The organism is Streptomyces sp. NPDC056628 (assembly GCF_042792555.1).
Taxonomy (GTDB): domain Bacteria; phylum Actinomycetota; class Actinomycetes; order Streptomycetales; family Streptomycetaceae; genus Streptomyces.
In genome coordinates this window covers 59,254-82,971 of sequence record NZ_JBHTWG010000004.1, presented here as the reverse complement: position 1 = coordinate 82,971, position 23,718 = coordinate 59,254, and the positions used below count along the sequence as shown (strand labels likewise).

General features: G+C 71.7%; 22 protein-coding genes and 1 tRNA gene. 6 read left to right on the top strand and 17 right to left on the bottom strand.

The window, feature by feature from the left end:
• Positions 1-405: 405 nt before the first annotated feature.
• The 7 genes from pheA to ACFRAC_RS07945 form a co-directional block, all read right to left on the bottom strand.
• The gene (gene pheA / locus ACFRAC_RS07975; protein ID WP_382922277.1) at positions 406-1,338 is read right to left on the bottom strand and encodes a prephenate dehydratase; all 933 of its coding nucleotides are present in this window, start codon (positions 1,336-1,338) and stop codon (positions 406-408) included.
• Positions 1,339-1,474: 136 nt separating this feature from the next.
• Positions 1,475-2,776 (bottom strand): iron uptake transporter deferrochelatase/peroxidase subunit, encoded by a 1,302-nt coding sequence (efeB, locus tag ACFRAC_RS07970; protein WP_382922276.1) that lies wholly within the window; start codon positions 2,774-2,776, stop codon positions 1,475-1,477.
• A gap of 8 nt (positions 2,777-2,784) precedes the next feature.
• Positions 2,785-4,749 carry a copper resistance CopC/CopD family protein gene (locus tag ACFRAC_RS07965; protein WP_382922274.1) on the bottom strand — a complete coding sequence of 655 codons (1,965 nt, stop codon included), beginning with the start codon at positions 4,747-4,749 and terminating at the stop codon, positions 2,785-2,787.
• Positions 4,750-4,762: 13 nt separating this feature from the next.
• Positions 4,763-5,209, bottom strand: a complete 447-nt coding sequence (locus ACFRAC_RS07960; RefSeq protein WP_382922272.1) for a copper chaperone PCu(A)C — start codon at positions 5,207-5,209, stop codon at positions 4,763-4,765.
• Entirely contained in the window at positions 5,206-5,859 is a 654-nt protein-coding gene (locus ACFRAC_RS07955; RefSeq protein ID WP_382922270.1) for an SCO family protein, read from the bottom strand. Before ACFRAC_RS07955 ends, ACFRAC_RS07960 begins: the two co-directional genes overlap by 4 nt.
• Before the next feature lie 90 nt (positions 5,860-5,949).
• On the bottom strand, positions 5,950-6,684 hold the full coding sequence (locus tag ACFRAC_RS07950) for a YcnI family protein (RefSeq protein ID WP_382922268.1): 735 nt from the start codon (positions 6,682-6,684) through the stop codon (positions 5,950-5,952).
• A gap of 213 nt (positions 6,685-6,897) precedes the next feature.
• Positions 6,898-7,743: a hypothetical protein gene (locus tag ACFRAC_RS07945; RefSeq protein WP_382922266.1), complete on the bottom strand. Its 846-nt coding sequence runs from the start codon at positions 7,741-7,743 to the stop codon at positions 6,898-6,900.
• 222 nt (positions 7,744-7,965) lie between these two features.
• On the opposite strand from ACFRAC_RS07945, the gene ACFRAC_RS07940 reads away from it, so the two are divergent.
• Complete coding sequence (locus ACFRAC_RS07940) at positions 7,966-8,415, top strand: ATP-binding protein (protein WP_382922264.1); 450 nt, start codon at positions 7,966-7,968, stop codon at positions 8,413-8,415.
• A gap of 9 nt (positions 8,416-8,424) precedes the next feature.
• Here ACFRAC_RS07940 and ACFRAC_RS07935 read toward each other — a convergent pair whose 3' ends face one another.
• From ACFRAC_RS07935 to ACFRAC_RS07920, 4 genes are all read right to left on the bottom strand, one after another.
• On the bottom strand, positions 8,425-9,660 hold the full coding sequence (locus ACFRAC_RS07935; protein WP_382922262.1) for an MFS transporter: 1,236 nt from the start codon (positions 9,658-9,660) through the stop codon (positions 8,425-8,427).
• Between the two features lie 54 nt (positions 9,661-9,714).
• Positions 9,715-11,061, bottom strand: a complete 1,347-nt coding sequence (locus ACFRAC_RS07930) for a PLP-dependent aminotransferase family protein (RefSeq protein ID WP_382922260.1) — start codon at positions 11,059-11,061, stop codon at positions 9,715-9,717.
• Positions 11,062-11,138: 77 nt separating this feature from the next.
• On the bottom strand, positions 11,139-12,596 hold the full coding sequence (locus ACFRAC_RS07925; protein ID WP_382922258.1) for an aminopeptidase P family protein: 1,458 nt from the start codon (positions 12,594-12,596) through the stop codon (positions 11,139-11,141).
• Between the two features lie 146 nt (positions 12,597-12,742).
• Entirely contained in the window at positions 12,743-14,254 is a 1,512-nt protein-coding gene (locus ACFRAC_RS07920) for a PP2C family protein-serine/threonine phosphatase (RefSeq protein WP_382922698.1), read from the bottom strand.
• Positions 14,255-14,756: 502 nt separating this feature from the next.
• Between ACFRAC_RS07920 and ACFRAC_RS07915 the strand changes: the two genes are divergently transcribed.
• Positions 14,757-15,416, top strand: coding sequence for a bifunctional DNA primase/polymerase (locus ACFRAC_RS07915; protein ID WP_382922256.1), 660 nt, complete (start codon positions 14,757-14,759; stop codon positions 15,414-15,416).
• Between the two features lie 55 nt (positions 15,417-15,471).
• Positions 15,472-16,122 (top strand): hypothetical protein, encoded by a 651-nt coding sequence (locus ACFRAC_RS07910; protein ID WP_382922254.1) that lies wholly within the window; start codon positions 15,472-15,474, stop codon positions 16,120-16,122.
• 242 nt (positions 16,123-16,364) lie between these two features.
• Here ACFRAC_RS07910 and ACFRAC_RS07905 read toward each other — a convergent pair whose 3' ends face one another.
• The 3 genes from ACFRAC_RS07905 to ACFRAC_RS07895 all read right to left on the bottom strand — a co-directional run bounded on the left by ACFRAC_RS07905 (position 16,365) and on the right by ACFRAC_RS07895 (position 19,085).
• The gene (locus ACFRAC_RS07905) at positions 16,365-17,330 is read right to left on the bottom strand and encodes a DUF5926 family protein (RefSeq protein ID WP_382922252.1); all 966 of its coding nucleotides are present in this window, start codon (positions 17,328-17,330) and stop codon (positions 16,365-16,367) included.
• Positions 17,331-17,467: 137 nt separating this feature from the next.
• Entirely contained in the window at positions 17,468-18,106 is a 639-nt protein-coding gene (locus ACFRAC_RS07900) for an ATP-binding protein (RefSeq protein WP_382922250.1), read from the bottom strand.
• A gap of 151 nt (positions 18,107-18,257) precedes the next feature.
• Positions 18,258-19,085, bottom strand: a complete 828-nt coding sequence (locus ACFRAC_RS07895) for a glycerophosphodiester phosphodiesterase (protein WP_382922248.1) — start codon at positions 19,083-19,085, stop codon at positions 18,258-18,260.
• Positions 19,086-19,354: 269 nt separating this feature from the next.
• Between ACFRAC_RS07895 and ACFRAC_RS07890 the strand changes: the two genes are divergently transcribed.
• Together ACFRAC_RS07890 and ACFRAC_RS07885 are read left to right on the top strand one after the other, a co-directional pair.
• Positions 19,355-20,815 (top strand): S1C family serine protease, encoded by a 1,461-nt coding sequence (locus ACFRAC_RS07890; RefSeq protein WP_382922246.1) that lies wholly within the window; start codon positions 19,355-19,357, stop codon positions 20,813-20,815.
• An 84-nt stretch (positions 20,816-20,899) separates the two neighbouring features.
• Positions 20,900-20,986 (top strand) — tRNA-Ser (locus ACFRAC_RS07885).
• A 263-nt stretch (positions 20,987-21,249) separates the two neighbouring features.
• Here ACFRAC_RS07885 and ACFRAC_RS07880 read toward each other — a convergent pair.
• From ACFRAC_RS07880 to ACFRAC_RS07870, 3 genes are all read right to left on the bottom strand, one after another.
• Positions 21,250-21,339 (bottom strand): hypothetical protein, encoded by a 90-nt coding sequence (locus ACFRAC_RS07880; protein ID WP_382922696.1) that lies wholly within the window; start codon positions 21,337-21,339, stop codon positions 21,250-21,252.
• 124 nt (positions 21,340-21,463) lie between these two features.
• Positions 21,464-22,300, bottom strand: coding sequence for a hypothetical protein (locus tag ACFRAC_RS07875; protein WP_382922244.1), 837 nt, complete (start codon positions 22,298-22,300; stop codon positions 21,464-21,466).
• A gap of 626 nt (positions 22,301-22,926) precedes the next feature.
• Positions 22,927-23,166, bottom strand: a complete 240-nt coding sequence (locus ACFRAC_RS07870) for a hypothetical protein (RefSeq protein WP_382922242.1) — start codon at positions 23,164-23,166, stop codon at positions 22,927-22,929.
• Between the two features lie 144 nt (positions 23,167-23,310).
• Between ACFRAC_RS07870 and ACFRAC_RS07865 the strand changes: the two genes are divergently transcribed.
• Positions 23,311-23,649 carry a cyclic-phosphate processing receiver domain-containing protein gene (locus tag ACFRAC_RS07865; RefSeq protein ID WP_382922240.1) on the top strand — a complete coding sequence of 113 codons (339 nt, stop codon included), beginning with the start codon at positions 23,311-23,313 and terminating at the stop codon, positions 23,647-23,649.
• The last annotated feature ends 69 nt before the right edge of the window (positions 23,650-23,718 follow it).

Genomic DNA, 23,718 nt, shown 5'->3' with positions numbered 1-23,718 from the left:
GCGTAGCGGTACTTGGAGGGCTCTTGTCCACAGGGACCCCCAGACTCCGAAAAGTTATCCACAGGGTGTGTGGAAGAACTGTGGATGTCGGAATTGATCACTCCGTAAGACGATGATCTCATCGAGGAATCCCAGGACAAACCTGCCCTACCCACACCTTTGGAGGGAAAATGATCGCTCCAAAGGGTGGCGCAAGGGGAAGGGGTGGACGAAGGGTGATATGCGTGAAGGTGGACGCAGAGGGGCGCTGAGGGCAGATTTATCGACAGACTCACCCTTGTCTGTCGACTTGTCCCCAGGTCGAGATGCGGACCTGTGGAAAACTTCTGTGGATAACGACGATCAGCAGGTAGGACCGGCCGAGAGCAGTCGGGGGGCCGGCGGCCGGCTCATGACCGCCGCCGCTCAGAACCGCCCGTCCTGGCAGCGCGCCACCCAGTCCGCCGCCGCCACGAACTCCTCGTCCGACGTCCCCAGGCGCGGCGGCTCCACGTCCGAGGGCCGCAGGTCCGCCCGCGGATACGAGCCCAGGAACCGCACCTGCAGACAGATCCGCTTCAGCCCCATCAGGGCCTCCGCGACCCGGCGGTCGGAGATGTGCCCCTCGGCGTCGATGCAGAAGCAGTAGTTGCCGATGCCCGCGCCCGTCGGACGGGACTGGAGCAGCATCAGGTTGATCCCGCGGGTGGCGAACTCGCCGAGCAGGTCCCGCAGCCCACCGGGATGGTCGTCCCGCTGCCACAGCACCACCGACGTCTTGTCCGCTCCGGTCGGCGCGGCGGGCCGGGCGGGGCGGCCGACCAGCACGAACCGCGTCTGCGCGTTCTCCGCGTCGTGGATCTCCGTCTCCAGCGCCACCAGGCCGTACCGGGCGGCGGCGAATTCACCGGCGAAGGCGGCGTCGTACTGGCCCTCCTGGACCAGACGCGCGGCGTCCGCGTTCGACGCGGCGGACTCCCAGTGGGCGTCCGGGAGGTTGTTCTTCAGCCAGTTGCGGACTTGGGGCTGCGCCGCCGGATGAGCGGAGACCGTCTTGATGTCCGACAGCTCGGTGCCCGGCCTGACCAGCAGCGCGAAGGTGATCGACAGCAGCACCTCGCGGTAGATCGTCAGCGGCGCGCCCGCGACCAGCTCGTCGAGCGTGGTCGTGATGCCGCCTTCCACGGAGTTCTCGATCGGCACGAACGCGGCCTCCGCCTCGCCGACGCGCACGGCGTCGAGCGCGGACTGCACGGACACGTACGGGATCAGCTCCCGGGTCGCGGCCTCGGGAAGCGTGCGCAGGGCGACCTCGGTGAAGGTGCCCTCGGGGCCCAGATAGGCATAGCTCGCTGGCATGACCTCACCCTAATGGGCCTGGCGAAACCGGGCGTGCGCCTTCCGGCACCGGCCACCCGCGAGGGCGACGCGCGCACCGCCGGTCGCCGTACTCGGCCCGGGGCCCGCCGAGGGCGATCCCGCCTCCGGCCCGTCCTCACCCCTCCAGCAGCCGCTGCCCCACGTACTCCCCCTCGGCCGCCCCGCCCGGCACCGCGAACAGTCCGCTCGCCTCGTGCCGGACGTACCGCGACAGCGCGTCGCCCCGGTCGAGCTTGCGCTGGAGGGGGACGAAGCCGCGCAGCGGGTCGGCCTGCCAGCAGATGAAGAGCAGACCGGCGTCCGGCACTCCGTCCGCGTCGATGCCGTCGTGGTAGGAGAACGGCCGGCGCAGGATCGCCGCCCCGCCGTTCTGGTCGGGCCGGGTGATGCGCGCGTGGGCGTTGAGCGGCACGACCAGGTTCCCCGCCCGGTCCGTCTTCTCCAGGTCCATCTCGGCCGTCTCGGTGCCGCCGGTCAGCGGGGCACCGTCGGCCTTGCGGCGCCCGATGACGTCCTCCTGCTCCTTGACGGAGAGCTGTTCCCAGTCGTCGAGCAGCATCCGGATCCGGCGTACGACGGCGTAGGAGCCGTTCGCCATCCACGCAGGGTCCTGCGAGCCGGACTCCGGGACGAAGATCCGCCGGTCGAAGTCGGCGTCCGCCGGCTTCGGGTTGCGGGTGCCGTCCACCTGGCCCATGAGGTTGCGTGCCGTCATGGGGTGCGCGGTGGCGCCGGGGGACCGGTTGAATCCGTTCATCTGCCAGCGGACCCGTGCGGCCTGGCCCGCGTCCTTCTGGACGGCCCGCAGCGCGTGGAAGGCGACCAGCGCGTCGTCGGCGCCGATCTGTACCCACAGGTCGCCGTTGCCGCGTGCCTTGTCCAGCCGGTCGGAGGAGAACTCCGGCAGCGGATCAAGGGCGACCGGGCGCTGCTTCCCGAGTCCGGTCCGGGCGAAGAAGCTGTGCCCGAAACCGAAGGTGATCGTCAGGGAGGACGGTCCGGCGTCCAGGGCGACCCCCGTGTCGTCCTGCCGGGCGGCCTCGCCCGCCATCAGCCGCCGGGCCGTCTCCGACCAGCGGCGCAGCAGCGCCGCCGCCTCATTGCGCCCGGCGCCCGGCACCAGGTCGAAGGCGACGAGGTGACCGCGTGCCTGGAGTCGCTGCACGATGCCGGGCTGATGTTTCCCGTGAAACATCACCTCTCCGGCCCCGAGCGAGCTGAGCGGGGCCGCGACGGCCGGACGGGCGGCGTATCCGGTCGCCCCGCCGGCCACGCCGAGCACCAGACCGGTCGCCCCGGCGGTCCCGAGTAGCCGGCGCCGCGAGAGCCCGCCCGTGGCCGGGCTCCCGGTGGCGCCCGCGTCAGGGGCAGCGGCGTCCGCCTGCGTACGGGCCTGGGGGAGGGACTGGTCGGTCATGGTGGGGTTCAGCCGATCTGCGCGTTCTTGGAGACGGTCGCCTGGTCGATGTCGGAGGTGCGCACGGTCACGGCGACCTTCCAGTCGCCGGCCATGGGGATCTGCACCCCGCTCGCCGACCAGTGTCCGGTGGAGATGTGGTCGGGGACGACGGGCAGCGGCCCGATGTCCTGCGACTCCAGGGTGAAGGCGATCTTCACCTCGGGGACGTCGAAGGCGCGTCCGTTGGGCCGCTGCACGTAGACGTGCATCTCGTTGGAGCCGGCGCGCGCGGGATCGAGGTCGATCCGCACGACGCCCTTGCCGTCCTCGCCGCCGGTGTCGAAGGACATGTCCAGGGTGAGCGCCCCGGCGGCGTTCGCCTCGGCGGTCGCGGACGAGGAGGCCGCCGCGGCCTGCTCCTCGGTACGGCCGGGCTCGGTCGACGTCAGCATGGTCGTGACGGCGAGCAACGCGACGGCGACACCCGCCTCGGCGAGCACCGAGCGGCGCAGCCCGGAGCGGTACGGGTCGGCGTCGCGCTCCCGCTTGCGCCGGGCGGTGTCGACGGCGGCCCGCTGCCGGGCGAGTTGCGCGGCCCGTTCGGAGTCGCCGCCGGCGTCGGCGGAACCGGCTCCGGAGGCATCGCCCGCACCGGTCCCGGACGCGCCCTTCACCGCGGTGGACGTCCCGGCACCGGTGGTGACGTGCTCCTTCTCGGCCTCATCAGCCGTCACCTTCTCGGCATCCGCTTCCGCCACGCCGGACTCCGCCAGCCGTGCCGTCCACCGGCGCGAGATCCACGCGATGCCGACCAGCAGCACCACGAGCCCGATCTTGATGAGCAGCAGCTGCCCGTACCGGGTGCCGGTGAACGCCGACCACGATCCGAGCTGCCGCCACGACTGGTAGATCCCGGTCGCGGCGAGCGTCAGCACGCTGCCGAACGCCAGCTGCGAGAACCGCCGTACGGCCGCCCCGTCGACGGGCGTCTCCGCGGGCGCCCGGTACAGGGCCACCAGCAGCGCGGTCAGCCCGCCCAGCCAGCCCGCGACGGCCAGCAGGTGCAGGACGTCGACCGGCATGGCCAGCCCCGGCTGGAGCCCGGTCGAGGCGTGCTCGGACATCGCCCAGCTCGCCGCGAGCCCCGCCGCCACGACGGTCCCGCCGATCGCGAGCCCGAAGGTGAGGTCCCGCTTCTCCTCGTCGTCCCGCTTGTCGTACGCCCCGAACAGCACCGCGATGAACAGCGCCGCCGCGGCGAGCAGCAGCAGCCGCGAGACGAGGGCCGCGCCGGTCTTGGTCTGGAGGACCTGCCCGAGCAGATCCAGGTCGAAGATGTCACCGACCTTCCCGCTGCCGGTGTAGGAGCCCCGCACGAGCAGCAGCCCGAGCGTGGCCGCCGTCAGCGCGAGCCAGCCGGACACCACGAGCCGCTGCATCGACCGCACGGCCGTCCCGCGCCGCCAGCAGCCGAGCACGAACGCCGCGCCGCCGGCCAGGACGATGAACCCGGCGTACGACACGTACCGGCCGAAGCCGTAGAGCACGCCGACGACTCCGCCGCCCGCGCTCTGCCCGTCGACGGCGACGGAGGTCTTCGAGGGCGCGCCGATCGAGAAGGTGTAGGCCCCGGCGACGGGATGGCTGTCCTCGGACACCACCTGGTAGGTGACGGTGTACGTGCCGTCGGGCAGGCCGCCGTGCAGCTTCACGGCGTAGGTCGTCCCGCCGGTGCCGACGGGGTCGGCGCGGTCCACGCGCTTGCCCTTGGGGTCGAGGACCCGCAAGGAGTCGTCGGACAGGGCGACCTTCTCGGAGAAGGTCAGCGAGACCTGCTGCGGGGCCTTGTCCACCACCGCCTCCTGCCGTGGGTCGCTGCCGGTCAGCGCGGCGTGCGCGGAGACCGGGCCGGCGCCGGCGAGGAGCAGACCGGCGGCGGCGAGGAGCAGCAGCACCAGCGTCCGGACCCGGGGGGCGATGGTTGACGTCAAGGCGATCTCTCCCTCAGTGTCCGGTCTTCGGGTTGTACGTCGCGGACTTCACCGGAATCCCGACCGTGACGGTGCCCGAGTCCGCGAAGTGGAGCTCCACGGTCACCTTCTCGCCCTGCTGGGGCTTCCGCTTCAGCTTTTCGAACATCAGATGGTTGCCGCCGCTGCGGAACACGAGGGTCCCGTGCGCGGGGACCGTGAGGTCCTTGGCCTGACGCATCGCGGAGTCGACCGTCACGTGGGCGGTCACCTCGCCGATGTCGCTGGTCACGGACGTCAGCTCGTCCTCCGTACCGCCCGAGTTGGTCACCGTCAGGAAGCCGGCCGCCATCGAGCCGGACACCGGCTGCGGCATGTAGGCGCCGCTGACGGACAGGTCGGCCGCCGAGTCCCCGGAGCCGCAGCCCGCGAGGAGCATCGCCCCGGCCAGGATCGCGACGGGTGCGACGCGACGGCTCACGGCCGGGCCCCCTTGATGAGCACGGGGAGGTCCTTGGTGTAGTCGTCCACCGAGGCGTCCTCGGTGTAGAGGACGTACCCGGCGTCGGTCTTCGGGGAGAACGCGACGACCTGGGTGCCGTGGGTGGAGACGACCTTGCCGTTCTTGTCCTTGTGCGGCGCCTCGATGGAGATGCCGAGGGTGCGGGCGCCGGCCTGGATGGTGTCGAAGTCACCGGTCAGGCCGACGACCTGCGGGTCGATGCCCTTGAGCCAGGTGCCGAGCGCGGCGGCGGTGTCCCGCTCGGGGTCGGTCGTGACGAAGACGACGCGCAGTTCGTCCTGCTGGGCCTTGGGCAGCTGCTTCTTGGCCACGGCGATGTTGCTCATGGTGGTCGGGCAGACGTCGGGGCAGTTGGTGTAGCCGAAGTAGATCAGCGTCGGCCTGCCCGCCGTCTCCTTGCGCAGGTCGTATTTCTCGCCGTGGGTGTCGGTGAGGACCAGGTCCGGCTTCTCGAACGGCTTGTCGAGGACGATGGCGGCCTTGTCGGAGCCCGCCTCCTCGGAGACCACGGTCACCGGCGAGGCGTCGTCGTCACCGCCGCCGCAGGCGGTCAGGGTCAGGGTGGCGGCGGCGAGCAGGGCCGCCGCCGCGAAGGTCTTCTTACGCATGTGCAGTCTCCCGGGGGACGCCCCCGGGCCCCGGCCGGCGTGTGCCGGACGGGGACCCGGGGACGACCCGAGGTATGGGTTCGGGGTGGGTCAGGCGGTGGTGCGCCGCCGGCCGGCGAGCACGCCGTAGGCCACGCCCAGCGCGCCGACGGCGATGCCGACCACGGCCAGGACGCGGGCGGTGGTGTCGCTGCTGTCGGCGGGCTCGGCGGCGGACGTCCTGGCGGAGGCGGCCTCGGCGTCGTGGGCGCTCTTGCCGCCGGAGGCCGAGCCGTGGTGGCCGCCCTCCTCGGCGGCGGACAGCTGGAGCACGGGCGCCGGGTTCTCGGGTTCCTCCTGGCCCTCCTGCGGCACCTCGATCCAGCGGACGACCTCCTTGTCGGAGTACGTCTGCACCGCCTTGAAGACGAGCTGGTCGGTGTCCTCGGGGAGGGTGCCGACGGACAGGGGGAACTTCTGGAAGAAGCCGGGCTCGACGCCCTTGCCGTCCGCGGTCCAGGTGACCTTGCTGACCGCCTCGGTGATCTTCCGGCCGTGCAGCTCCAGCGGCTTGTCCAGCGTGGACTTGGTGACCTCGGCCTTCCAGCCGGGGACGGGCTGCGGCATCACGGACGCCAGCGGGTGGTCGGTCGGGAAGGTGACCTCGAGCTTGGTGGTCGAGGCGTTGTCGCGCTCGTTGGGCACCTTGAAGTCGACGACCGCGTAACCGCCCTTGGCGGCCTCGCCCTCCGGCTGCACGCTGACATGGGCGAACGCGGGCGCGGACAGGGCGAGCACGGCGGTGCCGGCGAGGGTGCCGGCGGCGGCGAGACGAGAGGCCTTCATTCGGAGCACTCCACTGTGAGTGAGATACGGGATTTCCGGTGGTGAAGAGGATTACGCGTGCGCGGAGGTGCCTGATCACGGGGGGATCGGCGGGAAACCGGTCACCGGGACCGGCGTGCCGGACCGCCCCGCGGCCGGGGAACGGGCGCACGCGCGCGTGCCGCACGACGGCGGCCTCTTCGCACCCGTGGGTGGAGTGGTGGTCGCGTCGTGTCAGGCGGCGAGGCAGAGCGCGGCGGTGGCCGGCGGGCCGCGCCTGATCACGGTGTGCTGGAGCACGACGGTGCGCGGGGCGGGCAGAGCGTGTCCCTCGGCCCGCGGAGGGCGCGGGCCCGCCACGGGCGCTCCCGGCAGCCCGGCCCGCAAGGCGCGCACCAGCGCGAGCGCCCCGCGCAGGGAACGTACGACGGCGCCTTCGGCAACCGCGTGCGCCGACAGCGCGGACATCTCGGCGATCCGCAGCACTGCCAGGTCCCCGCGCCGCAGCAGCCATCCCGCCACGAGCGCCGCGAGCAGGTGGCCGAGCAGCATCGGCAGGGACGGCAGCAGCGAGAAGGACGTCGCGTCCACGGCCGACGCCATGGAGTCCGCGTGGACGTGCGCGGCCCGCGCCCCGGCGCCCGGGCCGATCCGGGCGTGGGTGAGGATCCGCTCGGCCTGGACGGGACTGATCGCCGCGGCGGCGGTGCCGCACACGAGCCGCGCCGCCTGCTGGACGAGCGCCGCGTCGGACACCGGTCCGGAACCGGAGGCCGCGGAGGACGCCCCGGCCGTCACCGTGCCGTGCTGTCCGAGCCCGAACAGCGTGTGCAGGACGGTCTGTCCGCCGGCGAGCAGCGCGGCCGTGGCGGGCAGCGAGCGCACCCGGCCGGTGAGCGGCACCGTGACGAGGACGACCCCGAGGAACCCGGCGCCCAGCGTCCACAGCGGGATCGCGGCGCACGAGCCGAGCGCGTGCCCGACCCCGGCCAGCACGACGCAGACCGCGGCGAAGACCGCGGCCCGCAGTACCCGGAGATCGCTTCCGGCGCGCCCTGTGCGCGGGTGGGGGGCAGACATGGCGGGCTCATCATCCCACTGGCCCAACGGCCGCCATACGGCAGGTCCGCAAGATGACATACGGCCGAAAGCTCACGTTCTGGTGTGGCCCGCCACCACATACACCGATTCACGCATAGACGCATCGACCATATGGGCGGCATCACGTCACGGATGTGCTTACGGGCGGTCACACGCGGCAATACGTATCGGTATGTCGAGCCGCAGCCAGGAGGCTGGAGCATGAGCATCTGGTGGTCACTCCATCTGCGGCGCGACGCCGCGAGCGTGCCACTCGCCCGGCGCCTGCTCATGGGCACCATGGAGACCGCGGGGGTGGACTCCGACGTCTCCTACGACCTCTCCGTCGCCCTCAGCGAGGCCTGCGCCAACGCCGTCGAGCACGGCGGCGCCACCGCCCCGGACGGCGCGCCCCAGGCGTACCGCGTCACGGCCTACCTCGACGGAGAGCGGTGCCACATCGAGGTCGCCGACTCCGGCCCGGGCTTCACCCCGCCGCGCCGGGTCGCCCGCCCGGTCGCCTCGGACGCCGAGCACGGCCGGGGGCTGTGCCTCATCGAGCAGCTCGCGGACCACGTCCAGTTCGGCAGCCAGCCGGGCCGCGGCGGGGCCGTGGTCAGCTTCGAGAAGATCCTCAAGTGGAAGAAGGACCCGGCCCTGATGCCTGTCTGAGCCACCCCGTCACGCCACCGGCACGACCGCCGGCTCCCCCGCCCGCCCGGGCTCGCGCCGGCCGAGGGCGTGCCGTGTCGCCGGACCCATCGCGTACGACGCGGCCAGCATCACCGCGCCCAGCGTCAGCCAGCCCGGGGTCCCCCAGTCCACGAGCAGCGACGTCAGCAGGAGCGGGCCGAGGGTCCGGGCGACGGTGACGCCGGTCCCGAACAGGCCCTGGTACTCGCCGGTGCGTCCCTGCGGGGCCAGGTCGAACGACAGTTGCCACGACCCCGCCGACTGCCCCATCTCGGCGATCACCTGGAGCACCGCCCCCAGCACCAGTACGCCGGCGCCGATCCACAGCGGGGCCCCCGCGCTCAGGGCGAACGCCCCGCACGCGGCGAGCATCACCCAGCCGGCCCGCCGGATCGCCCGCGTCGCCGTGGCCGGTCCCGTGACCCCGCGCGCCACCCGCACCTGAAGCGCCATCACGGCACCGGTGTTGAGCACGAACAGCGCCGAGACCATCCAGGCGGGGGCGTCGGTCCGCCGCGTGATCCACAGCGGCAGGACGAGACTGAGCAGCGGAAGCCGCAACAGCAGCACGGTGTTGAGCAGCGCGAGCACCGCGTACGGCCGGTCGCGCAGCACCCCGAGCCCTCCGGGACGCCGGCCGGACCCGGCCCGTACGGCGGGCAGGCGCAGCAGCAGCCCCGCGCACAGCAGGAAGCTCAGCCCGTCCAGCGTGAACACCGCCAGGTACGCCGTCCGCGTCCCGGCGTGCAGCGCGAGCCCGCCGAGCCCGGCCCCCACGGCCAGACCGGCGTTGAGCGTCGACTGCAGATGGGCCAGCAGCCCCGTGCGCTCCCCGGCGGACACCAGCCCCGCGAGCAGCGCCTGGCGGGCCGCCGCGAGGCCGGACTGCGCGGCGGCGTACGCGCAGGCGACCAGGACGAACGGCAGGAAGCCGCGCACGATCGTGAAGGACGCCACGGCCGTCCCCGTCGCCAGGGCCAGCAGCACCGCCGTCCCGCGCGGTCCGCGCCGGTCGGCGAGCCGGCCGAGCGGCACCCCGGCCAGCGAGCCGACCGCCCAGCCGACGGTCAGCCCGAGGCCCACGCGCGCGGGGCCGAGCCCCACGATCTGGGTGAAGTACAGCGCGGACGTCGTGTAATAGGCGCCGTCGCCGACCGAGTTGCTCAACTGGGCCAGGGCGAGGACGCGCCGGGGACCGGCGGGCGGGAGAAGACGGGTGGTCATGACACGACCGTAGAGAGGGAGTGGGCCCGGGAAGAGGCCCATTCCAAGGGCTTCTCAGGGGCCCAATCCGGCCTCGTCCAGAACCCGCGCCAGCACCTCCAGCGCTCCCCGGTAAGCCCCCTCCCGAGGTGTGCCGTACCCCACGACCAGCCCCTGCGGCCTGCCCGCGTCCGGTGTGTGCCAGTGGTCGCCCAGCCGTCCCACCGCGAGTCCGTGCGCCCGCGCCCGCGCCAGCACGCGCTCCTCGTCGTCGACCTCCACGAGGGCGTGCAGCCCGGCCGCGATCCCCCGCACCCGGGTGCGCGCCCCCAGCCGGTCCAGGAGCTGGTCCCGGCGCCGCCGGTAACGCAGTCGGCAGGACCGTACGTGCCGGTCGTAGGCGTGGCTGTCGATCAGCTCGGCGAGCGCCAACTGCCCGAGGGACTCGGTGTGGTGGTCGCTGTGCAGCTTGGCGTCGGCCACCGCGTCCACGAGGTGCGGCGGCAGCACCATCCAGCCGAGCCGCAGCGCGGGCCCGAGCGTCTTCGAGGCGGTCCCCAGATACGCCACCTGGCCCGGCGCCATGCCCTGGAGGGCGCCGACCGGCTGCCGGTCGTAGCGGAACTCCCCGTCGTAGTCGTCCTCCACGATCAGAGCGCCCCGCGTGCGGGCCCACTCGGTGAGCGCCCGCCGCCGCTCCGGGTGGAGCGTCACCCCGGTCGGGTACTGGTGCGCGGGCGTCAGGACGACGGCCGCGCACTCCCCGGGCACGCGCGCCCCGCGCCCGTCGACCTCCAGCGGCACCACGGCACCCCCGTGCCGCCGTACGACCTCCCGGTGGAACGGCAGCCCGGGGTCCTCCAGGGCGAGCGGGCCGCCGTCGAGCACCCGGGTGAGCAGCGCCAGCCCCTGCACGTACCCGGAGGTGATCACGATGCACTCCGGGGGAGCGACCACACCGCGGGCCCGGCCCAGATAGCCCGACAGCGCGGTCCGCAGCTCGATCCGCCCCCGCGGGTCGCCGTAGTCGTAGGCGAGGGAAGGCGCCCTCGTGACCGCCGAGCGCAGCGCACGCAGCCAGGCCGCCGCCGGGAACGCCCCGACGTCCGGGCTGCCCGGCCGCAGGTCGAACCGCGGCGCGGGCGCCGGCGCATGGGCCCCGGCAGGCCCCGCCTCGACGGGTGGCAGCGCGGCGACCCGCGTACCCGAGCCCTGGCGGGCGGTCAGATATCCCTCGGCCACGAGCTGGTCGTAGGCGGCCTTCACGGTGTTCCGCGAGACACCGAGCTCCCCGGCGAGCTGCCGGGTGGCGGGCAGCCGCTCCCCGGGCGCGAGCCGCCCGTCCCGCACGGCGCTCCGCAGGGCACGCTCCAGCCCCGCCCGGCGCCCCTCGCCCGCGGCGACCGCGAGATGCAGGTCCAACCCCCACCCCCACCAGCGACGACGGCCGGGCACCCCGTGGGGCACCCGGCCGTCCTGTGTCCGTCCGCCTCCGGACCTCAGCCCTTCAGCGCGGCCATCCAGCTCTCGACCTCGTCCGACCGCCGCGGCAGCCCGGCGCTCAGGTTCCGGTTGCCGTCGGCGGTGACGAGGATGTCGTCCTCGATCCGCACGCCGATCCCGCGGTACTCCTCCGGCACGGTCAGGTCGTCGGCCTGGAAGTACAGGCCCGGCTCGACGGTCAGGACCATGCCGGGCTCCAGCGTGCCGTCCACGTACGACTCCACGCGCGCGGCGGCGCAGTCGTGCACGTCCATGCCGAGCATGTGCCCGGTGCCGTGCAGCGTCCAGCGGCGCTGCAGCCCGAGCTCCAGCACCCGCTCGACCGGGCCCTCGACGAGCCCCCACTCGACCAGCCGCTCGGTCAGCACCCGCTGTGCGGCGTCGTGGAAGTCGCGGTACTTCGCGCCCGGCTTCACGGCCGCGATACCGGCTTCCTGGGCGTCGTACACGGCGTCGTAGATCTTCTTCTGGATCTCGGTGTACGTGCCGTCGACGGGCAGCGTCCGCGTGACGTCGGCGGTGTAGTACGTGTGCGTCTCGACACCCGCGTCCAGCAGCAGCAGGTCGCCGGAGCGCACGGGTCCGTCGTTGCGCACCCAGTGCAGCGTGCAGGCGTGCGGGCCGGCGGCGCAGATGGAGCCGTAGCCGACGTCGTTGCCCTCGACGCGCGCGCGGAGGAAGAACGTTCCCTCGATGTAGCGCTCGGAGGTCGCCTCGGCCTTGTCGAGGACCTTCACGACGTCCTCGAAGCCGCGCACGGTGGAGTCGACGGCCTTCTGCAGCTCGCCGATCTCGAAGTCGTCCTTGACCAGCCGCGCCTCGGACAGGAAGACCCGCAGCTCCGCGTCCCGCTCGGCGGTGACCTTGTCGGTCAGCGCGGCCTCGATGCCGGCGTCGTACCCGCGCACGACCCGGACCGGGCCGGTGGCCTCGCGCAGCTTCTCGGGCAGCTCGCGCACGTCGGAGGCGGGGATGCCGTACAGCTTCTCCGCCTCGGTGAGGGAGTGCCGCCGGCCGACCCACAGCTCGCCCTGGCCGGAGAGCCAGAACTCGCCGTTCTCGCGGTCGGAGCGCGGCAGGAGGTAGATCGTGGCCTCGTGGCCGCCGGTGACGGGCTCGAGGACGAGCACGCCGTCCTCGGTCTGGTTGCCGGTGAGGTACGCGTACTCGACGGAGGCCCGGAAGGGGTACTCGGTGTCGTTGGAGCGCGTCTTCAGGTTGCCCGCCGGGATCACCAGGCGCTCGCCGGGGAACCGCTCGGACAGCGCCGCGCGGCGGGCGGCGGTCTCGGCGGCCTGCGGGATCGGCTTGAGGTCGTGCAGCTCGGTGTCGGCCCAGCCGGACTTCATGTTCTCGGCGAGCTCGTCGGACACGCCCGGGTACAGGCCGTTCTTGCGCTGCTTGATCGGCTCTTCCGTCTCTTCCGGGGTCTCCGGGGTGAGCTCGTCGGCCACGGTCATCCTCCTCGATACGGCATTCGACCCCGTCCATCGTACGGTCGCGGCCGCCCGGTCCGGAGAGTGCGGGACGAGCCGTCCGCCGCTGCTATGGCGCAGGCCACGCGCCTGTTATGGGGCGGTCACCGTGGGCCCGCGGGGCGTCACGCGAAGCGAGCGGCCAGCAGGACGACGTCCTCGTCGCTGTCGGTGTGGTCCAGCCCCTCGGGCAGGACGGTCCGCAGCACGTGGTCGGCGACCGCCTCCGGGTCCTGCCGCAGCGCCCTGGGCACCCTGGCGGCCGCCGAGTGCAGCCGGGCGAAGGCGCGGTCGGTGGGGTCGCCGGTCCGGTGCAGCAGCCCGTCGGTGTAGAGCAGCACCGTCTCCCCGGCCTCCACGGTCAGCTCCACGCTGGGCGCCTCCCAGCAGGCCAGCATCCCGAGCGGCGCGGACACGGACGTCTCCACGAACTCCGTGCGCCGCTCCCCGATGAGCAGCGGGGGGCTGTGGCCCGCGCCGGCCAGCGTGATCTTGCGCAGGGCGGGCTCGCAGTAGGCGAACAGCGCGGTCGCGGACCGGGCCGGCTCGGTGAGCCGCAGCAGGAGCTCCAGGTCGGACAGGACCGCCACCGGGTCCTCGCCCTCCATGACGGCGTACGCCCGCAGGCTGGCCCGGAGCCGGCCCATCGCGGCGACGGCGCTCGGGCCCGACCCGGTCACCGAGCCGACCGCGAGGCCCAGCGCGGCGTCCGGCAGCGGCAGCGCGTCGTACCAGTCGCCGCCGCCACGCGGCCCGGTGCCGTGCCGCACGGCGAGTTGCACGCCGGCCGTCCGGGGCATCCGGGCGGGCAGCAGTTCCTCGGTCATGGTCCGCATGGCGGCGCGGGTGCGTTCGAGCTCGACGAGCCGGGCCAGGTGCTCGGCCGCGGACCGGGTGTAGAGGCCGACGAGGTGGCGCTGGCGCTCGGCCGGTTCGGCGGGCTCGTCGTACAGCCAGACGGCGGCACCGAGGCGCCCGGCGTCCTCGGAGGACAGCGGCAGGGCGTAGCTGGCGGCGTAGCCGAGGCGGGCGGCGACCTCGCGGTGGCGCGGGTCCAGTCCGTCCCCGGCGAGCAGGTCGGGCTCGGTGATCTCGCCGTCGCCGCCGGGCAGCCCGTCGAGGATCCGCCCGTACGCCATCGCGCTGCGCGGCACGGTCTCGATGTGCCCGAGGTCGGCGCGGGCGAGGCCCAGGCCGATGGTGGCGTCCGGCCCCTGCCCGTCACCCGGTTCCAGGACGACGAGACCGCGCCGGGCGCCCACGAGGGCGGCTCCGGCGCGCAGCAGTTCCCGGAGGGCATCGTCGAGCGTGCCGGTGCCGACCAGGCGCTCGGTGAGTTCGTGCAGGGTGGTCAGGTCCGACACCCAGCCGGCGAGACGGTCCTGGAGCAGGGTGCCCGGCGCGTGCGGTGAGGCGACCGCCGGGGCGCCCGTGGCTGCGGGTGTGGGCGGGACAGTGTGTGCGGGTGAGGGAACCGTTGAATCGATTCCGGCCACTTTCGGAGGGTGAGGGGCGTTCATGGCGTCCGGCTTTCCGACCGGTGCGTACTGCTCAAAAGCATCGCAAACCCCCATGTCATTCTGCGCCGCCGGCAGTGTCTCCACATGTACACGCACTCGTGAGGGGATGTCCAGCATTGTCCTGCGGGGATTCCTGGTGTCCATGGGAAGCGTGGGCATTCCGCGCACACCTCTTGCGTCGAGGCGAAGTTGGCTTGAAACTGCCTCAGGGAACGGGGTATTGCGGTCGACTGGTTTCACTCCACGGAGCGTCACAGCGGTCGTTATGGGTACGTAATCGGTGAAGACCAGGGGTGGTTGACGACCACCCGGAACCTGGTGACGGAGCCGAGCGTCCTAGCCACCGACGATCGTGCCCCATCCTCCCGTGGCGGAGGCGAAGAGAAATACGCGCGACGCAAAACGCCAGACTTCGCCACCCCACGCCATGCCCATGCTTCTGGTAGACGCAGTATGGACGCGGCCGCCACGGATGCAGTCCACGTTCGGCCCATAGGGGTGTCCCTTGCCCGGAGCAGGGATGTGATGCGCCAACAGGTACGCACAGTGAAGTGATCGACACATGGTGTGATGTGGTCCTCGGTGTTGCCAGCGGTGCAACGGAAAGGAACGAGCGCTCATGCGCGAGATCCTCGGAAGGCGACGCAGGCTCCTGCGCGGCGACGGGAAGTCTGAGCTGATCAGCGCGGCCCTGACCTTCGCGACGCAATGGCGATGGCCCGTGCTGCCGGGCGTGACGGCACCCCCGCAGGGGCGTGCCCGCTGCGGCTGTCCCGACCCCGAGTGCACGGTCCCCGGAGCCCATCCCTTCGACCCCGGCCTCCTCGCGGCCACCACCGACGAGCGCATGGTGCGCTGGTGGTGGGCCAACCGGCCGACGGCGCCGATCATCCTCGCCACGGGCGGGACCGCGCCCTGCGCGGTCAGCCTGCCCGCCCTGCCGGCCGCCCACGCCCTGGCCGCGCTCGACCGGACGGGCATGCGGCTCGGCCCGGTCGTCACCTCGCCGGCCCGCTGGTCGATTCTGGTGAAGCCGTACTCGATGGAACAGCTCGGCGAGCTGCTGTACGCCAAGGACTTCGTCCCCGGCTCGCTGCGCTTCCACGGCGAGGGCGGCTATCTCGCCCTGCCGCCCTCCGAGACGGGGCAGGGGCCGATCACCTGGCAGCGCGCCCCACTGCCCGGCTCCGCCTCGCCGTGGGTGCCCGACGTGGAGGCCGTGGTCGACGCGGTCGTGGAGGCCCTCACTCGTACGGGTGTGAGCGCGCCCGAGTTGTAGGGCTGTCCGGCGCGCGCGGACCGTGTACGGGCACCTGATCGTTAGATTCCGCCCTATGCCGCGTCATTCCAGGGGAAATAGGGCACCGTCGTCGCATCGCCGCGGGCCCCACCAGCGAAGAGTCCGTCTGATCGCCCTCGCGTCCGTCGCGGCGGCCGCGATCGCCCTGCCACTGGCCTGGGCAGCCGCCGGCCAGGTCGTCGAGGCCGGCCGGTCCACGGCCGACGTGCCCGCGAAGGACGCCCCGGCGCGCTCCTCGCGCGGCGGTGCCGCACACCAGTCCCCCCGCTCCGACGCGAAGGCGCCGTCGGTCGAGCCGTCCGGCCTGCTCGGCCTGGGCGTCGCCACGGCCGTGCGCTGCGGACCCGAACTCACCTCGCCCGAGGGCGTCGAGGCGCAGACCTGTGTCCTCACGCAGGGCGAGGAGACCTGGGCGCGCACCTACTACCGCAACGCCACCGGCGGTGCCCTGGACTCCGTGCTCAGTCTGATGGGGCCCGAGGGGCGCACGATCCGGATGCGCTGTGCGGTGGGCGCCGGGGACGAGCCGGGGACCTGCGAGACGCCCCGGCAGCGCGCCCGCGCGGGAGCCGACGGCTACACGGCGGTCACCGAGTTCGCGGAACGGGCCGGACGCCGGGCGCTGTTGCTGCGTTCCGCCAGCAACTCCGCGCCCGCGTCGGCGGGGTCGACCACGGGCGGTTGACACCTGGCGGCATTCCGTAAAGGGCCGCGCACATGGAAAGACCCGGTTGCTGGCGACGGGGGATGCACCAGCAACCGGGCTACTGGAACGGTAACAAGAAGTCGGCGGTTCGCAAATTCGATCCGGGCTTTCCAGTCACGGATTCCCTTGCCCCGCAGGGGAGTTGTGATCGGATTCACCCCTCGCGGGCGGGCGCGTCCCGCTGAACCGCCGTTCAGCCGGGGGCGGGCCCGCCCTCCTGGTCAGCTGAGGGTGACCTGCCGGTTGGTGAGCCCGCCGCGCGCGCGCCGCTCGTCCGGTGTCAGCGGAGCGTCGGTGGCCAGGGCGCCGGCCAGCCGCTCGGCGAACTCGGCCGCCGGCTTCTCCACGTCCTCCGCGCCGACACCGCTCGGCAGGTCCCAGACGGGCACGGTCAGGCCGTGAGCACGGAAGGAGCCCACCAGACGGGTGCCCTCGCCGAGGCTCGACGCGCCCGCCGCGTGCAGCCGCGCGAGCGCGTCCAGAAGCTGCTCCTCGGGGTGCGGCATGACCCAGCGCAGGTGGTTCTTCTCCGGGGTCTCGCACCAGTAGGCGGAGTCCACGCCGGTCAGCTTCACGGTCGGGATGGCCGCGGCGTTGGCGCGCTCCAGGGAGGCGGTCACCTCGGCGGTGGTGTTCTCCGCGTCGGGGACCCAGAACTCGAAGCCCGAGTGCACAACTGGCTCGAACGCGCCTTCGGGGTCGAGCAGGTCCTGCAGCCGCGGGCCGTCGGCCGGGGCGCGGCGGCCCTGGACCGGGGTGCCCGGCTGGGCGGCGAGGGCCTGCTGGAGGGTGTCGGCGAGGTCGCGGCTGATGTCGCCGGAGGCCGTGTCGTTCTGCAGGCCGAGGAGGACCGAGCCGTCGTCGCGGCGCAGCGCCGGCCAGGCCATCGGGAGCACGGTGGCCAGGGTGACGGACGGGACGCCCTCGGGGAGGCCGCCCTTCAGGGGCAGCTCGGCCGTGGCGGCGGGCACCAGCTCGCGCAGGGCGACCCAGTCGCACTCGCCCGGCAGCCCCTCGAACGGGCGCTGCACCAGCTCGGTCACCGCCTGCGCGGCGGCCCGGCCGTGACAGGCCTTGTAGCGCCGGCCGCTCCCGCAGGGGCAGGGCTCGCGTGCGCCGACGACCGGGACCTCTCCGTCGGCGATCTGCGGGCGCTTGGCCTTGGTCTGGGGTCGCTTCTTGGCCATCGTGGGTGTCTCCCGGTTACGGCGTCTGGTACGGGCGCGAGCCTAGCCGTTTCCGCCATGGTCGACGGGAGCCTGTGGACGGAGGACGCGGGCGTGCCGGGAGGAGGGGCGGTCCGCGGCCGTGGGCCGACGGGACGTCAGTCCAGGTCGTCGAAGGCGCCCGTGAAGTCCAGGCCGGGGATGGCGCTGACCGCCGGGGCGGTGACGCGCGTAGCGAAGTCGTCGCGCCGGTGCCCGGCGTGCGCGGCTCGGACGTCGTCGTGGACGACCACCCAGACCGTGACCTCGCCGTGGACGTCGTCGCGTACGCCCCAGTCGTCGGACAGGGCGCCGATGATGTTCAGCCCGCGGCCGCCGTGCGCGGTGACCGAGGGCGTCGCCGGAGCGGGGCGGGTGGGCCCGCCGCCGTCCGTCACCTCCACGGTGAGCCTGCCGCCGCTGTCCACCCGCCAGGCCGCGCGGACGTCGCCGTCCCCCGCCAGGGAGTCGCCGAGCGGCCGGCCGTGTTTGCACGCGTTGCTCAAGAGCTCGGACAGAATCAGTACGGCGTCGTCGATGACCGATTCCGGGACCCCGCCGCTGCGCAGCTGCGCCCGCATCCGGTGCCTCGCCTTCCCCACGCCCGCAGGACCATGGGGTACGGCCATGCTCGACGACGTGGGCACCTCCTGTGCCACCACCAACGCCACCCCCGAGACCTCCTTCGCCCCACGCCACGGAGTGGATGCCCTCTTGGCCTGGACCGGAAACCGGCCAAACAAGGTCCGGTGACGCATTCGCGCGACCGAACACGCAGCGAACGCGCCGGAGCACTCCCTGTCATGGGATGGCTGGAATCCGACGGTGTGGCTGAGAGTGGAGGATGAGGCCGCTGGGGCCACCGGGTCAAGAGGTCGTACGGGGATTGTGCCGGCCCCCGCGGGAGGCTCAGCGTCCGAGCTGGTCCAGCACCGCGCGCGGGCGGTTGGTGATGATGCCGTCGACGCCCAGCTGGACGCACAGATCGACGTCCTGGGGCTCGTTCACGGTCCACACGTGCACCTGGTGGCCGGCCGCCTTCAGGCGCCGCACGTACGCGGGGTGGCTGCGCACGATCCGGATCGAGGGTCCGGCGATGTGCACGCCCGCGGGCAGCCGACCATCCCGCAGCCGGGGCGAGACGAACTGCATCAGGTAGACGGTCGGCAGGGTCGGCGACGCGGCGCGCACCCGGTGCAGTGAGCGTGCCGAGAAGCTCATGACCCGTACCGGGGACTCGGCCGGGGCGCCGGGCGCGTCCAGTCCGAACCGTTTCAGCAGGTGCAGCAGGCGCTCCTCGACCTGGCCCGCCCAGCGGGTGGGGTGCTTGGTCTCGATCGCCAGCTCCACCCGGCGTCCCGCGTCGGCGACGAGCTCCAGCAGCCGTTCCAGAGTGAGGACGGAGGTGTCCTCCGGGTCCTCGGGCCGGACCTCCCAGTCCGGCTCCTCCGCGCGGTTCTTCCACGAGTCGCGGTTCCGGCGGGAGCCGAAGTCCAGGGCGGCCAGCTCGGCGAGCTCCAGGGCGGACACCGCGCCGCGGCCGTTCGACGTGCGGTTGACGCGGCGGTCGTGCACGCAGACGAGATGGCCGTCTGCGGTGAGGCGGACGTCGCACTCGAGGGCGTCGGCGCCGTCCTCGATCGCCTTCCGGTACGCGGCCAGGGTGTGTTCGGGGGCGTCCTCGGAGGCTCCGCGGTGGGCGACGACCTGGATCTGGTGCTGCCGTGCGTGGGTCACCGCGTCATGGTGCCACCGCGCGGGGGTACACGTGCGACCGCGGTGGTCGCGTCAAGGCTGGGATTGCGCCCGTCTAGTGAGAAATGACCTATATAAAGAGTGGCCGTGGACCCACAGGCACCGCTTATGGTGCTCTGACGGCCGTTGGGAAAAGCTGACCGCATACAAATAGGCATGCACAGCCGAGCGCACCGACCGCCGAGGATCAAGCGTGACGGGCGCGCCCGCGTGCGACCGAAGACACCTGCCGTGGATCGAGGAGAGAAGCTGTGAGCACCGAGAACGAGGGCGCCGCGGTACCCCCGGCCCCGTCCGCACCCCCCGTACCGGTGGATGCTCCCGCTGCTCCGGCCTCCCCGGAGCACCCCGCTCCCGAGGGCGCGACGGCGCCGCTCCCGCCGGTTGCGGCCGGCAGCCCGTACGCCGCCGGCGCCCAGGCACACGGCGGGGCCGACGGCTTCCACACCCCCGCCTCGCCCGCCCCGGACGCCGCCTGGCCGCCCCCGCCGCCCTCGGGCACGTCCCCGTACGGCGACGGCGCGGGCGGCGTCATAGGGGCCGGCGGCATGGGCGCCGGTGGCTGGGGTGCCACATACCAGCAGCCCGCGCCGAAGCCGGGCCGCGGCAAGGGCGGCATGCTCGCCGCCGTCCTCATCGCCGCGCTGGTCGCGGGCGGCCTGGGCGGTGGCCTCGGCTACACCCTGGCCAAGAACGACGACAACACCTCCTCCACGACCGTCTCCGCCCCCGACGGCGGCTCGGTCAAGCGCGACCCGGGCACGGTCGCGGGCGTGGCCGCCAAGGCGCTGCCCAGCACCGTGACGATCCAGGCCGAGAGCAGCAGCGGCGAGGGCGGCACCGGCACCGGGTTCGTCTTCGACACCGAGGGCCACATCGTCACCAACAACCACGTCGTGGCCGACGCGGTGGACGGCGGCAAGCTCACGGCGACGTTCCCGAGCGGCAAGAAGTTCGACGCCGAGGTCGTCGGCCACGCGCAGGGCTACGACGTCGCGGTGATCAAGCTCAAGAGCGCCCCGTCCGATCTCAAGCCGCTCACCCTGGGCGACTCCGACAAGGTGGCCGTCGGCGACGCGACCATCGCCATCGGCGCGCCCTTCGGCCTGTCGGACACGGTCACCACCGGCATCATCAGCGCCAGGAACCGCCCGGTGGCCTCCAGCGACGGCACCGGCAGCAACGCCTCCTACATGAGCGCCCTGCAGACCGACGCGTCGATCAACCCGGGCAACTCCGGCGGCCCGCTGCTGGACGCGCGGGGCAACGTGATCGGCATCAACTCGGCGATCCAGTCCACCGCCAACGGCATGGGCGGCACCGCCCAGTCCGGCTCCATCGGCCTCGGCTTCGCCATCCCGATCAACCAGGCCAAGTACGTCGCCCAGCAGCTGATCAAGACGGGCAAGCCCGTGTACGCCAAGATCGGCGCCTCCGTCTCCCTGGAGGACACCAGCGACGGCGCCAAGATCACCGACCAGGGCGCCGGCGGCTCGGACGCGGTCGAGCCGGGCGGTCCCGCCGCCAAGGCCGGCCTCAAGCCCGGTGACGTCATCACCAAGCTCGACGCCACGGTGATCGACTCCGGCCCCACCCTGATCGGCGAGATCTGGACCCACAAGCCCGGCGACAAGGTGACGATCACCTACGAACGGGACGGCCGCACCCGCACGGTCGACCTGACCCTCGGCGCCCGCACCGGCGACAGCTGATCCCCCGCCCGGGCCCCACACACCCCGCGCACCGCACCAGGCCGGTACGCTGTACCCGCTCCGCCCCGGGCGGGCCGGAGCACGGGTGGGTTGCCCGAGCGGCCTAAGGGAACGGTCTTGAAAACCGTCGTGGCAGCGATGTCACCGTGGGTTCAAATCCCACACCCACCGCGTGGATCGAAGGCCCCTGACCAGGAACATCGGTCGGGGGCCTTCGCCGTGCACGCTGCTCGTACGTGACCGTGATCTCCCGTGAGTTCCCGGCCTGTCGGACACGGAGGGGACACAGGCTTCAGTCCCCCCTGGAACCACAGATAGCTGCCTTGAGTTCCGGCGCACTGCTCCAGCAACTCTGCAAGGCCGTCCAACGCCGCGAGCTGAGGCTCATGCCTCCTGCTCGTTCATCAGAGCATCCGCGAACGGATCCACGGCGGTCAGTCTCCCGGGCACTCCGGGCAGCCGGAGCGATCCATCCCGGCCAACGCGGCGCCAGTTACGCGTTGGCCGTGCTGAGTGCAGCTCATCACCACGGGTTCATGATGCCTGCTACAGAGGCTCAGCATCTGACCCTTAAGGTCCGACGCGCATCCGATCAAGCGTCACCTGAGTCGCGCGGGCAATCCGCTGCGGATGCTGCGCCCCGAAACCTCACGCGACGATGATGTCCCAGCGCCCGAACTGGTCGGGGTGGAAACTAACCAGCTGTTTGTATTCGCCCGCGGAATTCACTTCACCCGATGCCGCTCGCGTCGGGGTTCCTCCGTTATAGAGGAAGAGTCGACTGCTTCCAACCGACACGACCTTCCACCAGTCGCCGCCCGGAAGCACCACGGTATCGTGCTGGTGTACGTAGTCGCCGGACGCGTCAAGCTTCCCGCACGAGGCCTTGTGCACATTGACGTGGTAGAAGAAAAGTTGCGTGCGGTTGACGGGTGCTATGTCGGTCCAGCGCCCGAACTGGTCGGCTTGAAAGTCTTTCAGGTTCGTGTAGTTGCCTGCGAGATCGATCTCACCGGATGCAGCTTGTGTGCCGGTTGGCTCCTCGCCAAAGTTGCCGTTGTAGAAGAACAGGCGGCCGCCAGCGAGGGGAACGATGTGTGTCCACGACGAGAACTGCCCTTGCGGGAAGTCCCTGAGGTTGATGTAGTTGCCGTCCTCATCGAGCTTTCCGATCGCGGCAGCACCTGTGTCCGAGTAGAAGAAGAGTCGGGCGCCGTCGAGGGGCACTATGATGGACCAGTGACCAAATTGGTTGGTCGGGAAATCCACGAGGTTGGTGTATTCGCCGTCGGCATCGAGCCTGCCTGATGCAGCTTGTGTGCCTTGCTCGCCGTTGTTGTAGAAGAAGAGTTGGCCACTGTCAAGGGACGCGATGTGCGTCCACTTGCTGAACTGCCCCTGTGGAAAGTCCCTGAGGTTGATGTAGTTGCCGCTGGCATCCAGTTTTCCAGAAGCGGCGGCACCTGAGGTCGAGTAGAAGAACATGGTGTCCACTCTTCCGTTTGGGCAAGTTGGACAATGCGTACCTCAAGTATGGCATTGACGTAAAGCTGCTGCGAGTTGGGCAAGAATTTGAATAGGAAACCTGCAAGTCCATTCAATCGTTGAAGTCGTGACTGGCGTCGATTCCTTCGACCCTCTGGCTGTAAGGGGTGAACGGCGGCTGCACGTCGAGGTCAACGGAATGGCTTCGGCAGGACGCGAAGTGACTCTCACGCGGCAGCGGTCGAGGAGCAGCGGAGGTACCCACCCGGACAACGCGTTGGTCGTCGTGCATTCGAACCAGGCGACGACCTACGACCGCTAGCCACAAGAGCCCTGGAGGGGTAACTCTTGAGGGGCTCATGGGCCATGTGTGGGCCAGAAAGGCCAGCGAGTGTTTCGCGGGGGCCCGCCGTGCAGGTCAGAGGCTGTGGGCCCCGCGATCGCTCATCGGTCTTGAGAAAACCGTCGTGGCGCGAGTCACCGTGGGTTCAAATCCCACACCCACCGCAGATGAACGGCCCTTGACCAGGAACTTCGGTCGGGGGCCTTCACCTTGCGTGGTGCCCGCCAATGACCGTGATTCCCCGTGAGTTCCCGGTCGATCGGGCACGGATGGGGCACGGGCTTCAGTGGCCCTGAAACCACAGATAGCTGCCTGGGGTGCCGGCGCACTGCTCCAGCAACCTTGCAAGATCGTCCAAGGCAGCGAGCTGACGCTCATCGGTGCACCGTTGCCGTAGATCGGGGATCTCACCGAGAGCAAGGACAGCCTCCTGCTCGTTCATCAGGGCATCCCCGTACGGATCCACAGCGGTCAGCCGCCCCGGCACTCCGAGCAGCCGAAGCGAGCCGATCGCATCGGCCAACGCATCCCCGTGCCCGTACGAACCCTGAAGCAGCGTCGCTCGGGACTTGCGTCAGTTACGTGTCGGTCGTGCTGAGTGCAGCTCCACGTCGATTCCCAGGTGCGCACAATGCCTGCTGCGGTAACCCGCCGCGATAATGGCCGGGTGACAGAAAAGCCGCCGGTGCATGCGCCCGTCATCCTCGGTATAGACGACCTACGGCCGCTGCCGTGGACCACACACATCGCGCGCAGCAGCGGCGAAGGTATCAAGCTCCTGCAAGAGCACCGCGACATCTTCATCGACGAACTCTGGCTCGACCACGACCTCGGCGGCGACGACAGCATCTTGCCCGTGGTGACCCTCATGGAGGAAGCCGCTTTCAACGGGCGGCCCTTCCGGATCGGCATGGTCTTCGTACACAGCGCCAACCCCATCGGCTCCGAGACCGTCGTCCGGTCGCTCACACGCTGGGGCTACTCGGTTCAGCGGGCGAGGGCCTAGGTCGAGTCCGCATAGTCCCGCTTGGCTGTCCGTCGAGGTTCGGCGGTGTCTGTTGCTGTCCGGTCTTTT

What these genes read in the sequence shown, in the direction of transcription:
- ACFRAC_RS07910 (WP_382922254.1), top strand. Translation starts at nt 15,472, where the DNA reads ATGCCGCGTCATTCCAGGGGAAATAGGGCACCGTCGTCGCATCGCCGC.
- ACFRAC_RS07880 (WP_382922696.1), bottom strand. Translation starts at nt 21,339, where the DNA reads ATGAGCTGCACTCAGCACGGCCAACGCGTAACTGGCGCCGCGTTGGCC.
- ACFRAC_RS07920 (WP_382922698.1), bottom strand. Translation starts at nt 14,254, where the DNA reads ATGCTGGACATCCCCTCACGAGTGCGTGTACATGTGGAGACACTGCCG.
- ACFRAC_RS07905 (WP_382922252.1), bottom strand. Translation starts at nt 17,330, where the DNA reads ATGGCCAAGAAGCGACCCCAGACCAAGGCCAAGCGCCCGCAGATCGCC.
- efeB (WP_382922276.1), bottom strand. Translation starts at nt 2,776, where the DNA reads ATGACCGACCAGTCCCTCCCCCAGGCCCGTACGCAGGCGGACGCCGCT.
- ACFRAC_RS07935 (WP_382922262.1), bottom strand. Translation starts at nt 9,660, where the DNA reads ATGACCACCCGTCTTCTCCCGCCCGCCGGTCCCCGGCGCGTCCTCGCC.
- ACFRAC_RS07900 (WP_382922250.1), bottom strand. Translation starts at nt 18,106, where the DNA reads ATGCGTCACCGGACCTTGTTTGGCCGGTTTCCGGTCCAGGCCAAGAGG.
- pheA (WP_382922277.1), bottom strand. Translation starts at nt 1,338, where the DNA reads ATGCCAGCGAGCTATGCCTATCTGGGCCCCGAGGGCACCTTCACCGAG.
- ACFRAC_RS07945 (WP_382922266.1), bottom strand. Translation starts at nt 7,743, where the DNA reads ATGTCTGCCCCCCACCCGCGCACAGGGCGCGCCGGAAGCGATCTCCGG.
- ACFRAC_RS07940 (WP_382922264.1), top strand. Translation starts at nt 7,966, where the DNA reads ATGAGCATCTGGTGGTCACTCCATCTGCGGCGCGACGCCGCGAGCGTG.
- ACFRAC_RS07955 (WP_382922270.1), bottom strand. Translation starts at nt 5,859, where the DNA reads ATGCGTAAGAAGACCTTCGCGGCGGCGGCCCTGCTCGCCGCCGCCACC.
- ACFRAC_RS07950 (WP_382922268.1), bottom strand. Translation starts at nt 6,684, where the DNA reads ATGAAGGCCTCTCGTCTCGCCGCCGCCGGCACCCTCGCCGGCACCGCC.
- ACFRAC_RS07875 (WP_382922244.1), bottom strand. Translation starts at nt 22,300, where the DNA reads ATGTTCTTCTACTCGACCTCAGGTGCCGCCGCTTCTGGAAAACTGGAT.
- ACFRAC_RS07915 (WP_382922256.1), top strand. Translation starts at nt 14,757, where the DNA reads ATGCGCGAGATCCTCGGAAGGCGACGCAGGCTCCTGCGCGGCGACGGG.